The following is a 13,182-nucleotide window of genomic DNA, read 5'->3' as shown; positions in this document are numbered from 1 at the left end:
GTGGTTATCTTGCCTGCCATGCCATCCGGCGAACGATAACGCACCTCCTTCTGGCTCAGTAAAGGTGACACAACTATGCATATCAAACGTGCAATCGATAAGATTCCAGGCGGTATGATGTTAATCCCGCTGTTTTTGGGCGCGCTTTGCCACACGTTTTCACCCGGCGCAGGAAAATATTTTGGCTCTTTTACTAACGGCCTGATGACGGGCACTGTGCCGATTCTGGCGGTATGGTTCTTCTGTATGGGGGCATCGATCAAACTCAGCGCAACCGGAACCGTGCTGCGTAAATCCGGCACCCTGGTATTAACTAAAATCGCCGTTGCCTGGGTCGTGGCTGCCGTGGCATCCCGCATGATGCCGGAAAATGGCGTAGAAGTCGGTATGTTTGCCGGTTTATCCACGCTAGCATTGGTTGCTGCGATGGACATGACCAATGGCGGCCTTTATGCCTCCATCATGCAGCAATACGGTTCAAAAGAAGAAGCAGGCGCGTTTGTGCTGATGTCGCTGGAATCGGGTCCGCTGATGACCATGGTGATCCTGGGGACCGCTGGCATTGCTTCGTTTGAGCCACACGTGTTTGTTGGCGCGGTGTTGCCCTTTATTGTCGGTTTCGCGCTTGGCAATCTTGACCCGGAATTACGCGAATTCTTTGGCAAAGCCGTACATACCTTAATCCCGTTCTTTGCCTTCGCTTTGGGTAACACCATCGATTTGGCCGTAATCGCACAAACCGGTTTATTGGGCGTATTGCTCGGTGTTGCCGTCATCATCATCACCGGTATCCCACTCATTATTGCCGACCGATTAATGGGTGGTGGTGATGGCACGGCTGGGATCGCAGCATCCAGCACCGCAGGCGCGGCAGTGGCGACGCCGGTGCTGATTGCCGAGATGCTGCCACAGTTTAAACCGGTCGCTCCCGCAGCCACCGCACTGGTGGCGACATCCGTTATTGTGACTTCTGTATTAGTACCGATTATCACCGCCGTATATTCAAAACGCGTTAAGCGTTCTCATGTGGCGGTAGGACAGCGCGCTGCCATCAAGTAAGCCTGCTTATCTTTCCCCGACCCCATGGTCGGGGATATCTCTGGATTTTACTTTATAAATCAATCTCTCATTTGGTCTGGCCTCACTCTGGATTACGCTGATGTTGCGTTTAACGCATCACATAACTAGAGGATGAGACTATGACAGTAATTAACCAACCAACTTGCAGATTGTTTACCGAAGTCGGACAAACCACCCAGCTGGCGGCCTACTATGAAGAGGGTCGACACACCATGTGGATGATGCTGCGTGCCCAACCGCGCCCCAGTTTCAACCACGAATTAATCGAGGAGATCATGAATCTGAGCTATGCCGCTCAGCGTTCGGGTTTGCCGATTGATTTTTGGGTGACGGGTTCGCTGGTGCCGCAGATGTTCAACGCCGGTGGCGATTTGCGTTTCTTTGTAGAGTGCATTCGTAACAACCGTCGTGAAGCGCTGCGGGCCTATGCGCGTGCCTGCGTGGATTGCATCCATTCGGCAGCGCGGGGTTTTGATACCGGAGCGGTGACGCTGGCGATGATTGAAGGGAGTGCATTGGGTGGTGGCTTTGAAGCCGCGCTGGCCCATCACTTCATTCTGGCGCAGAACTCTGCACGGATGGGGTTCCCGGAGATCGCGTTCAATCTGTTCCCTGGCATGGGCGGCTATTCACTGGTGGCACGGCGTTCCGGCATGAAGCTGGCCGAAGAGCTGATCTGTGAAGGGGAATCGCATAGCGCAGAGTGGTATGAGACGCGCGGTCTGGTAGATAAAGTCTTCCAGCCAGGCGATGCTTATCGTACCACGCGTACCTTTATCGATACGCTACGTCCGAAGCTGAATGGTGTGCGTGCCATGTTGAAAGCGCGCCAGCGCGTACTGCAACTCTCGCGAGCCGAGCTGATGGATATTACGGAAGATTGGGTGGATTACGCCTTTACACTGGAGCCTAAAGACATTGCTTACATGGAACGACTGGTGCAACTACAGAACCGTCATAGCGCATCCCTGCGCAAAGCCGGATAATCGAGATCAGCTTTAAACGCGGGCAGGATGCTTAGCCAGCCAATGCCCGAGCTGTTCTGCGGGCATTGGTTTTGCATAAAGATAACCCTGACGCCCATCGACACCGTTGGTCATCACAAACTTCTCCTCAGCTTTGGTTTCAATCCCTTCCGCAATGACTTGCAGATCGAGGGTTTTGGCCACGGCGACAATGGCACGGACCAAAGATTGCGCCACCGGTTGTTTGTTGATGTTACGTACGAAACTTTGATCCAGTTTGATTGCATCAATGGGCACGCGAGCTAACTGGGAAAGCGAGGAATAACCTGTACCAAAGTCATCAAGATGAACCTGAGCGCCCAGTTCCTGGAACTGCTTCATCAGCGTGAGTGCACCGGCTTCGTTCTCAATCAGGCAGCTTTCGGTGAGCTCGATATCAATGGGACAATCCGTGAGTCCGGCTTCGCTCAGCGCCTGCTTTAAATCGGTGTAAATACTTTGGTCAATCAATTGTTTAGCCGAAACATTAACGGCAACGCGCAGGTAAATTCCCTCGCTGCGCCACTGAATAATTTGTTGCAGAACGTTCAGCATCACCCAGCGGCCGAGCGGCACGATGAGGCCCGATTCTTCAGCATACGAGATAAAGTCGCCAGGCGGCACCAGACCGCGCTCGACGGAATTCCAGCGCACCAATGCTTCTGCGCTGCGCACTTCGCCGTCACGATCTAATTTGGGCTGGTAGTACACCACCAGATGCTCCAGTTCCAGTGCTTTACGCAGGTTAGTATCAAGCCAGAGATATTCGAAAACACGCTGATTCATCTCGTTAGCGAACACGCAGAATTTACCGCGCCCATTCTCTTTAGCGTGATACATCGCGGTATCGGCGTTGCGGATCAGACTTTCCCGATCCTCGCCGTGCAGCGGGGCCAGGGCGATACCAATCGAGCAGCCGCTGTAGACTTCGATCAAACCGACGCGGAAGGGTTGACGCAGGCGCTCAAGAATACGTGATGCCATGGCTTCCAGCGCAGCCTGGCTGGTATGTTCTGCCAGTACCACGAACTCATCACCACCAAGACGGGCCAGCGTCTGATCTTTGCCCAGACAGCTGAGAATGGCGAGGGAGACCGCTTGCAGCAGTTGGTCGCCAAACATATGGCCGTAGGCGTCGTTCACCTTCTTAAAATTGTCCAGATCGAGATAAACCACGCCAGTTTGACTGCCATTGGCTAATTCCAGTGCCAGACTAATCTGTTGATGGATGGCATTGCGGTTCGGTAAACCGGTCACCGTATCGGTATTGGCGAGGACGCGTAAGCGTTCCTGAGCACGTCGCTCTTCTGTGATGTCGGTTCCAGAACAGATGAGGAAAATTTCATTTTTCCCACTACCACTGTGCACAAACTTATTACGAAACAGAAACAGTCGCTGGCCTTTTTTGGTTTTGATCCAGCGTTCCACTTCATAAGAATTGCCATCGCGGAAGAAACCCGAAATGTTGCGTCGCGAAGCCTGCGCTTCCTGCTTGGTCATGAACAGTTGAAACACGTTGCGGCCGATCACTTCCTGCTCTTTCAGACCCGTGTACTCTTCACTTAAGCGATTGAATCGCTGAATATTCCCGCGTTGGTCGAGGATCACAATCACCGAGTTTGCTTCGGAAACCACTTGTTCAGCAAAAGACAATCCGAGTGTTAAATCACGCGCCACGGAGGAGGTATCACCCCAGGCGGAAGAGGTACCCGCCCATGTTGATTGGTTGACCTTGCGGCCGACAAAGTGCATAGGCACCGGCGCACCGCGCAGGGAGAGGGTCAGATTGATACTGGAGGTGATCACCGTCATCGCACGCAGCAAACTGGCCTGCGCGGGGGTTAATGGAACCGCCAAATTGGTATTGGCATTCTCATCTTCGGCAAAATGCAAAGCATCGCTATCTGAAGTTAAACGCCAATGAGGGCTGGTTGTGCCAAACAGGGTGTATAGCAACGTTTGCCCTTGTTCATCGGTCATGGAAACTTCCTCCGGGGAAATGCTGAGCAGGCGGTATCTCATTATTTTAGCAACAGTATTCAACCTCCTGCGTTAGCACAAGATGCAAACCAAATATATTTTTGTTTTCACTAAAGAATGGCACGAAAAAGCCCCGAAAATCGGGGCTTAAAAATGTCAGCAAGGACACTTGCCGAGCTTGCCTGCCTGGCTGGGAAAACGGGCCTCAAGGCAGTAGCGATGAAAGGCTCGCTCATCCATTGGCGTTTGCCCAGGATGGTGCTCACGCATATGCTTCAGATAAGTTTGATAGTCGTGAACGCCAACCATTAAGCGAAAACTTTGCTTCAATCCCTGCCATATTTGTTGCCAGCGATTAAGAGTTTGCCCGGTGGCCTGGGGTGCGATCGGTAAGCAATGCTGAATGTGCCAGACACCAATCGGTTTTTTCCAGCGATGAATGGACTCAGACATTCCGCACCTCCTTACGCAGGGAGACTTCGGACTCATGGGTGGTAGGTACCTGACTGCCCAGGGCACGGCGAATAACAAAGAACGCTGCAATCAACATGGTGACGGCCACCAGCATAAAGAAGCCACACAGGGCCGCGTTAATTTGGTTGCTAAATACGATAGTTTGCATGTCCTCCACGGTTTTCGCCGGAGCGATAATCACCCCCTCATCAATTCCTTTACGGAACTTGTTGGCTTGCGCAAGGAAGCCAATGGAGGGCTTCTCGTGGAAAATCTTCTGCCAACCGGCGGTCATGGAGGTCACAAACAGCCAGGCGGTCGGTAAAATCGTCACCCACGCGTAACGCTGTTTCTTCATTTTGAACAGCACCACGGTGCCGAGAATCAACGCCATTGAGGCCAGCATCTGGTTGCCAATGCCAAACAGCGGCCAAAGGGTATTGATGCCGCCCAGCGGATCGACGACACCCTGGTAGACAAAGAAGCCCCATCCGGCTACGGCCACCGTGGTGCCCGCCATATTGCCCAGCCAGGAACGGTTGTTGGCCATGGAAGGCACAACTGTACCCACCAAATCCTGCACCATAAAGCGACAGGCGCGGGTACCGGCATCGACCGCCGTCAGGATAAACAGCGCTTCAAACAGGATGGCGAAGTGATACCAGAACGCCATCATCTCCCGGCTGTTAAATACCTCGGTGATGATGTGCGCCATCCCCACGGCAAAGGTCGGTGCGCCTCCGGCTCGGGAAAGCACGGTACTTTCACCCACATCGCGCGCAATGCCACTCAACATTTCTGGCGTGACGACAAAGCCCCAGCCGTTAATCACCTGTGAGGCACTTTCTACCGTCGTGCCAATCAGCGCGGCAGGGGCGTTCATGGCAAAATAGACGCCCGGATCGAGCACCGAGGCACAGATCAGCGCCATGATCGCCACAAAGGATTCCATCAGCATCGCGCCATAGCCGATGAATCGGATATGACTTTCACGCTCCACCAGTTTTGGCGTGGTGCCACTGGAGACCAGCGCATGGAAACCGGAGATGGCGCCACAGGCGATAGTGATAAACAGGAACGGGAACAGCGCACCCGAGAACACCGGACCGCTACCGTCGATAAATTTGGTCACTGCCGGCATCTTTAGTTCCGGCATCGCAAACACAATGCCAATTGCCAGACCAATGATGACGCCGATTTTCAGGAAAGTTGACAGGTAATCACGCGGAGCCAACAGCAGCCACACCGGCAGCGAAGAGGCGACAAAGCCATAGATCACCAGCACCCAGGTCAGTTCGGTGCCTTTCAGTGTGAACAGCGGTCCCCAATAGGGGTCGGCAGCCACATCGCCACCGTAAATGATCGCCGCCATCATCAGCACAAAGCCGATAATCGACACTTCAGCGATCTTGCCGGGGCGCAGATAGCGCATATATACGCCCATAAACAGCGCGATTGGAATGGTAGCAGCAATCGTGAACAGCCCCCACGGACTGTTGGCTAATGCTTTCACCACCACCAGCGCCAGCGCTGACAGAATGATGATCATCACGCCGAGCGCACCGAGCATGGTGACCACGCCCGCAAACGAACCCAGCTCCTGACGTGCCATTTCACCCAACGAGCGACCATCACGACGGGTAGAGATGAACAGGATCAAGAAATCCTGCACCGCACCAGCCAACATCACGCCAACCAAAATCCAGATGGTGCCGGGCAGGAAGCCCATCTGCGCCGCGAGGATCGGCCCAACTAAAGGACCAGCACCAGCAATCGCCGCAAAGTGGTGGCCAAACAGCACCCATTTGTTAGTGGGCACATAATCGAGACCATCATTCAGCCGCTCGGCAGGCGTGCGGCGACGATCATCCAGTTCGAAAATACGTTCAGCGATAAACAGGCTGTAGAAGCGATACGCAATGCTGTAGCAGGCAACGGACGCAATAACCAGCCAGACGGCGTTGACGTGTTCGCCACGGCTGAGCGCCAGCATGGCAAACGCACCCGCACCAATTAACGCCACCGCTAACCAGATCAATCCGGTTTTGACGTTGTTCATGAGTTAACTCCTTGTAGAGACCGGGAAAATAGGCGATCGGATACAACAAGTTAAAAGTAATGTAATGAATTGTTAACGACAGGGAATCGAATCAGAAGTGTGAAGCGGAAGGCAAATTTAACATCAGATAAAACTTAGAGGGAAAAATGCGGGATAACGGCTGTTATCCCGCAGATATTCATGCTCAGGCAGCCGGGCGCGCCACCACGCTACGGGTTTCCATACGCACTTCGGCGATGGTCACGTCGATAATGTCGGTCACACGGTAGGCCACTTCACCCTTGATCTGCACGGTGCCGCTCTCTTGTGAGCACACCAGTTCATCACGCACCGCATGGATGAATGGGGCAGGGATAAAGGCAACCGCACCGTTCTCCAGCAGACGCACACGCATACCGCCACGAGATACGTCGATGATCTCGGCGCTGAACTTGCGGTCAGTACCGGCAGACGGCGCGAGGAAGCGCGCATACAGCCAGTCACCCACATCACGCTCGGCCATGCGGTTCAGGCGACGACGCTCACTCATAATGGTGGTGAACTCGTCTTTTGGACGCGCAATGCTGTCGCCACGCACAATGGCTTTCAGCAGGCGATGGTTGATCATATCGCCGAATTTACGAATCGGTGATGTCCAGGTTGCATAGGCTTCGAGACCCAGGCCAAAGTGCGGACCCGGTTCGGTGCCGACTTCAGCGAAGCTCTGGAAGCGACGAATACGGCTATCGAGGTACTGGGTTGGCTGGGCATCCAGCTCACGACGCAGCTGGCGGAAACCTTCCAGCGTGGTGATCGCCTGTGGATCCACGGTGATACCGTGACCGGCCAGCACGCCAGCAGCTTGCTCCGCATTGGCCAGATCGAAGCCGGTGTGCAGGTTATAGATACCGAAGCCCAGCTTCTCCTGCAGCACTTTAGCCGCGCAGACGTTAGCCAGAATCATCGATTCTTCAACGATGCGGTTGGCGATGCGACGTGGCTCAGAAATGATATCCAGCACTTCGCCTTTTTCACCCAGCACAAAGCGGTAATCAGGGCGATCTTTGAACACCAGCGCGTGAGTTTGACGCCACTCGCTGCGCGCCAGACACACACGATGCAACAAGCGAATCTGCCCGGCGATCGCCTCATTCTCTGGCTGCCAGCTACCGGCGTTTTCCAGCCAGTCTGACACTTCGTCATAGACCAGTTTGGCTTTGGATTCGATCCAGGCCGCAAAGAAATGCACTTCACCCGTTACGCTGCCGTCTGCCGTGAGCGTCACGCGACAGGCCAGCGCTGGACGACGCACATTTGGGCGCAGCGAACAGATGTCATCAGACAGTTCGCGCGGCAGCATAGGGATGTTGAAGCCAGGTAAATAGTTGGTGAAGGCGCGCTTTGAAGCCAGCTTATCCAGCTCGCTGCCTTCCGCTACGTAAGCGGTCGGATCGGCAATCGCGATGGTCAGCTGCAGATTGCCGTCAGCCTGCTCTTCAACATACAGCGCATCATCCATATCTTCGGTGCTGGCGCTATCGATGGTGACGAAGTTGAGCTCGGTAAGGTCTTCGCGCTGCAAGTGCTCATCCAGCATTTCGCCGAAGCCAACTTTCGGGGCTTCGCGCTCCAGATTATGGCGCGACAGGGTGACCCACCACGGCGCAAGATGATCGTCCGCAGTGACAATGAATTCGGTCAGTTCAGCATAGAATCCGCGATCGCCTTTCAGCGGATGGCGGCGCATTTCAGCCACGGCCCAGTCGCCATTCTGAAAATCATGGGTGACGTCGCGGGCAGCGCGGCACTGGATCGCCTCTTTCAGCAGCGGATGGTCAGGCACAATCGACAAACGATCGTCCTTCTTCTGCACGCGGCCCACAAAGCGGGTCAGGAACGGCTCAATCAGGGTTTCCGGCTCGGCGCTCTCGCGATCTTTATCAGTGTGGATCACCGCAGAAATACGGTCACCGTGCATCACTTTTTTCATCTGCGGAGGGGGAATGAAGTAGCTTTTTTGGGCATCGACTTCGAGGAAGCCAAAGCCTTTTTCCGTGCCTTTCACAACACCTTCGGCGCGCGGAGTTTGCGCGTGAAGCTTCTCTTTCAGCTGCGCGAGCAGCGGGTTATCCTGGAACATAATGTATTTAGTTTCGTGGCCTAAGAGCGGTGGACAGTTTTACGCGAATCAGGGGCGCGCGGCAAGGCCAAAACAGGCTAAAAAGCCGCATTACGCGGCTTTTTACCTTCTGATAACGCTGACGACTCAGGCGATACGTTGGGTCGGTACAGCGGCGGTTAACGCCAGTTTTACCGGCACCGATTTCGAGGTCGGCGTCCCGCTGCCGTCACCATAGCTGGAGAGCGGCACCAGCGGGTTGGTTTCCGGATAATAGGCCGCGAGGTTACCGCGCGGAATGTTATACGGCACCAGCTTAAAGCCACTCACACGGCGCGTCAGGCCATCATTCCATAGCGTTTCGATATCCACCAACTGGCCTTCGCTGAAGCCGAGTGATGCCATGTCATCCGGGTGGATAAACACCACTTCACGCTGACCATACACGCCGCGGTAGCGGTCATCGAGGCCGTAAATGGTGGTGTTGTACTGGTCATGCGATCGCAGGGTTTGCAACGTGAACTGCACCTCCACTTCGCTGCCCAGCTGTGGGAACAGCGAGGTTGGCAAGGCTGCCGCGCTGAACTCCGCCCGTTTGCTTGGTGTATTAAAACGCAACTCCGCTGCGGCGCTACCCAGGTAGAATCCACCCGGAATATCACACTTGTTATTGAAGTCAGCAAAGCCAAGAATGGTGGCGCCAATGTGATCGCGGATCACGTTGTAATCATCAGCCATGCCCAGCCAGTCAATCTTGTCACTGCCCAGCGTGGCGTGTGCAATACCGGCCACAATCGCGGTTTCGGAGCGCTGGGTGTCTGCCAGAGGAATGCCCACACCTTCTGAGGCGTGCACCATGCTGAAAGAGTCTTCAACAGTGATGAACTGGTTACCGCTGGCCTGACGATCGCGCTCAGTACGGCCGAGCGTCGGCAGAATCAAACCTTCGTGGCCCGGCACCAGATGGCTGCGATTGAGTTTGGTGCTGATATGCACGGTCAGACCGCAATGCTGTAGCGCTTCCTCCGTCACCGGGGAATCGGGTGCGGCAGCCGCAAGGTTGCCGCCCAGGGCGATCAGCACTTTCACTTCATCACGCAGCATCGCGCCCAGCGCTTCAACGGTGTTATGACCGTGTTCACGCGGCGGTTCGAAGCCGAAATGCGCGCCCAATGCATCAAGGAACGGCTTATTGGGTTTCTCATCGATCCCCATGGTGCGGTTCCCCTGCACGTTACTGTGTCCGCGCACCGGACACAGGCCAGCGCCTTTTTTACCCAGCTGTCCAAACAGCAGTTGCAGGTTGGTTATCTCACGCACTGTATCAACGGAGTGTTTATGCTGAGTCACGCCCATCGCCCAGGTAATAATGACACGCTCAGCGCTCTGGTAGATCGCGGCCGCTTCCCGAATCTGCGCTTCGCTCAGGCCGGATTGACGCACGATATCGTCCCAGCGCGTGTTATCCACGGCAGCCAGATAGCTCTCAATGCCATGGGTGTTGGCGTCGATAAATTCTTGATCGAAGATGCCCGGTTCACCCGCAGCTAAACGCTCGCGTTGCACTTCCAGCAGAGTTTTCACCATGCCGCGAATCGCTGCCATATCGCCGCCGAGATTGGGCTGATAATAGGCAGAACTAATGGTTCCCGCCATGGAGGTGACGACTTCCAGTGGTTTCTGCGGGTCGGCAAAACGTTCTAACCCACGCTCGCGCAGTGTGTTGAACGTCACAATTTTCGCACCGTGATCGGCTGCGTGGCGCAGGCTGTGCAGCATACGTGGATGGTTAGTGCCCGGATTTTGACCGATAACGAAAATTGCATTGGCGTGGTCAAAATCATCGAGACGAATGGTGCCTTTCCCAACGCCGATGCTGCGCTTCAAGCCGGTGCCGCTGGCTTCGTGGCACATGTTGGAACAGTCAGGGAAGTTATTGGTGCCCATCACGCGGCCGAACAGCTGATAGAGCCATGAGGCTTCGTTACTGGCGCGACCGGAAGTGTAAAGCTCCATCTGGTCGGGATGGTCCATCGCCTTGAGGTGACGGGCGATCATCGCTAACGCATCATCCCAGCTGATCGGTTCATAGTGATCGGTGGCACTGTTATAGCGCATCGGATGCGTCAGGCGTCCCTGATACTCAAGGAAATAGTCGCTCTGTTGATACAGTGTGCTTACGCTGTGTTGAGCGAAAAACTCGGGCTCCACCACACGGCGGGTCGCTTCCCAGGTCACGGCTTTCGCGCCGTTCTCACAGAAGCTGAAGGTGCTCTTGTTGTCATCACCCCATGCACAACCTGGGCAGTCAAAGCCACGCGCTTTGTTCATGCGCATCAAATTGCGCATGTTTTTCAGCGCAGCTTTACTATCAAGGACGAAACGGGTGGTTGCTTCCAAAGAGCCCCAGCCGCCAGCAGCGGCACGATAAGGCTGAATTTTACGTTTAAATTTCATAGTCGTTGCAGGCTTAATGTTTATGAATTGTTATCAGAATATGACTTCTGTTGTGGGAAAGTGTGCGACTGACAGCAAAAGTTGTCTAATTGATTGGTTTAATGGTGCGATAGGCGGCGTTTATCGCGTTCAAGTCGGCAGAAGCGTGATGCAGTTCAAACTTTACCCGCTGGCAGGACCGGGCTGCGACGTGAGAATCCAATAACTGGCTAATAATTGCTCTTTCAATTGATGAAAGGGCGCGCACCATGAAGAATCTTGCCAGCCAAATTCATGCCTTCGGTAAAGCATTAATGATGCCGATCTCCGTTATTGCCGCTGCCGGTATCTTTCTCGGTCTGGCTGCCGCGATGCAGAACCCCGCCGTCACCGGTGATGCCTTTGCCAATCTACAGGTGCCACAGCTGATTATTGGCTTTATCCGCAAAGTGGCGGCGGCTTTATTTGCCAATCTGCCCGTGTTCTTCGCCGTTGCCAGTGCGATTGGTTTGGCTAAAGCAGAAAAGCCCACTGCCGCTTTTGCCGCTGTCATTGGTTACATCGCCATGAACGTGGGTATTAACGCCACGCTGGCCGCGAAAGGACTGACCGCACTCACCACTACCCCTGCCGCCTTGCAGCAAGCGGGTATGGATCAAACTACCGCCATGATGACCTCGGCGGAGTACATCCAGATGTTGGGGATCTTTACCTACAACATGAGTGTGCTCGGCGGCGTGATTGCTGGGCTGATTACCGTGGTACTGCACAACCGTTTCTACACTCAGCAGCTGCCTACTGCGATCAGCTTCTTCGGTGGGCGGCGCCTGGTGCCCATCGTGACCGTCGTCGTGTTGCCCTTGATTGGCGTGCTACTGGCGCTAATCTGGCCCACCATGGGTCAGGGGATTGCGTGGGTGGGGCAGATGATTGGCAAAAGCGGGCAGTATGGTGCGTTTTTATTGGGCACCGGGGAACGCCTGCTGATCCCGACGGGTTTGCATCATATCCTCAATGAGACGGTGCGCTTTACGCCCATCGGCGGTATGGCGACGGTGGATGGACAAACCATTGTGGGCGCATTGAACATCTTCAACACCTCCTTGACCCATCCCGGCGCGATTCCTGATGAGACGGTGCGCAGCGCCACGCAGTTTCTTGCTCAGGGTAAAATCCCGGTGATGATGTTCGGCTTGCCTGCTGCTGCACTGGCGATCTACCACACCGCGCGCCCGGAGCATAAACAGCGCGTGAAAGCGCTGGTGCTGGCGGGAGCACTGACCTCATTTACGACTGGCATCACCGAACCGCTGGAGTTCTGTTTTATCTTTGTGTCACCGGTGCTCTACATCCTGCATGCGCTATTAACCGGCCTGTCATTTATGCTGATGTCGATGTTGCATTTGATGATTGGCAACGTGCAGGGCGGCGCCATCGATCTGGTGGTGTTCGGTATTCTCGGCGGCAGTAAAACCCAATGGTGGTGGACGGTAGCGCTGGGGGTGATTTATGCGCCGATCTACTATTACGGCTTCCGTTTTGTCATAACGCGCATGCAAGTGGAAACGCCGGGGCGTGAATCGGATGAGGAGCCGCAAACCGCGCAGGTGACAGCGGATGAACGCACTCAGGTGATCATCAGCGGGTTGGGCGGCGAGGCCAATATAGAGGACGTCGATTGCTGTTTCACCCGCCTGCGGGTGCGCGTCAAAGAGATGAATGAAGTGGTCGATCAAACGTTGCTGACCACTGGCGCCAACGGTGTTAACCGGGTCAGCGATCACGATGTGCAGGTCATTTACGGTCCGCAGGTGGAGAAAATTGCTAACGAAGTGAAAAGTGCACTGGGCGTGGCATAACACATTTAGTTACCACGCTAATAATAAAATTAGCAATCAATGTTAAGCCCCCCTAGCTGAGATGGGAGATGATGACTTCGCCCCTTCAAGAGCTAAGCCATTAAGAGTGCCGGAGATAAGCGCCGGGTGGGGCATTAACTTTCAACCGAAGGCTGCCAAACGGCGGCCTTTGTGCTTTTTGCATGGTGAAACGGATAAAGCTGCGCGGGTTTG

At 54.7% G+C, this 13,182-nt stretch carries 8 protein-coding genes; 3 read left to right on the top strand and 5 right to left on the bottom strand.

The window, feature by feature from the left end; translation table 11 throughout:
• Positions 1 to 75 precede the first annotated feature (75 nt).
• On the top strand, positions 76 to 1,059 hold the full coding sequence (kdgT, locus tag FD744_RS04365; RefSeq protein ID WP_160867434.1) for a 2-keto-3-deoxygluconate transporter: 984 nt from the start codon (positions 76 to 78) through the stop codon (positions 1,057 to 1,059).
• A 140-nt stretch (positions 1,060 to 1,199) separates the two neighbouring features.
• Positions 1,200 to 2,066, top strand: coding sequence for a crotonase/enoyl-CoA hydratase family protein (locus FD744_RS04360; RefSeq protein WP_034821448.1), 867 nt, complete (start codon positions 1,200 to 1,202; stop codon positions 2,064 to 2,066).
• Positions 2,067 to 2,078: 12 nt separating this feature from the next.
• On the opposite strand, the gene pdeR is transcribed toward FD744_RS04360, so the two are convergent.
• From pdeR to FD744_RS04335, 5 genes are all read right to left on the bottom strand, one after another.
• Positions 2,079 to 4,064, bottom strand: coding sequence for a cyclic di-GMP phosphodiesterase (gene pdeR / locus FD744_RS04355; RefSeq protein ID WP_034821445.1), 1,986 nt, complete (start codon positions 4,062 to 4,064; stop codon positions 2,079 to 2,081).
• Between the two features lie 156 nt (positions 4,065 to 4,220).
• Positions 4,221 to 4,517 carry a YbdD/YjiX family protein gene (locus FD744_RS04350; RefSeq protein ID WP_058959794.1) on the bottom strand — a complete coding sequence of 99 codons (297 nt, stop codon included), beginning with the start codon at positions 4,515 to 4,517 and terminating at the stop codon, positions 4,221 to 4,223.
• Positions 4,510 to 6,576: a carbon starvation CstA family protein gene (locus FD744_RS04345; RefSeq protein ID WP_160867433.1), complete on the bottom strand. Its 2,067-nt coding sequence runs from the start codon at positions 6,574 to 6,576 to the stop codon at positions 4,510 to 4,512. The genes FD744_RS04350 and FD744_RS04345 overlap by 8 nt, the downstream gene beginning before the upstream one ends.
• 184 nt (positions 6,577 to 6,760) lie before the next feature.
• Positions 6,761 to 8,695, bottom strand: coding sequence for an exoribonuclease II (locus FD744_RS04340; RefSeq protein ID WP_160867432.1), 1,935 nt, complete (start codon positions 8,693 to 8,695; stop codon positions 6,761 to 6,763).
• Between the two features lie 126 nt (positions 8,696 to 8,821).
• Positions 8,822 to 11,131 carry an FdhF/YdeP family oxidoreductase gene (locus tag FD744_RS04335; RefSeq protein ID WP_160867431.1) on the bottom strand — a complete coding sequence of 770 codons (2,310 nt, stop codon included), beginning with the start codon at positions 11,129 to 11,131 and terminating at the stop codon, positions 8,822 to 8,824.
• A 248-nt stretch (positions 11,132 to 11,379) separates the two neighbouring features.
• On the opposite strand from FD744_RS04335, the gene FD744_RS04330 reads away from it, so the two are divergent.
• On the top strand, positions 11,380 to 12,969 hold the full coding sequence (locus FD744_RS04330; protein ID WP_160867430.1) for a PTS transporter subunit EIIC: 1,590 nt from the start codon (positions 11,380 to 11,382) through the stop codon (positions 12,967 to 12,969).
• Positions 12,970 to 13,182: the final 213 nt, after the last annotated feature.

Source organism: Pantoea sp. Taur, from assembly GCF_009830025.1.
Taxonomy (GTDB): Bacteria; Pseudomonadota; Gammaproteobacteria; order Enterobacterales; family Enterobacteriaceae; genus Pantoea; species Pantoea communis.
This window is presented reverse-complemented; position numbering and strand designations above follow the sequence as displayed.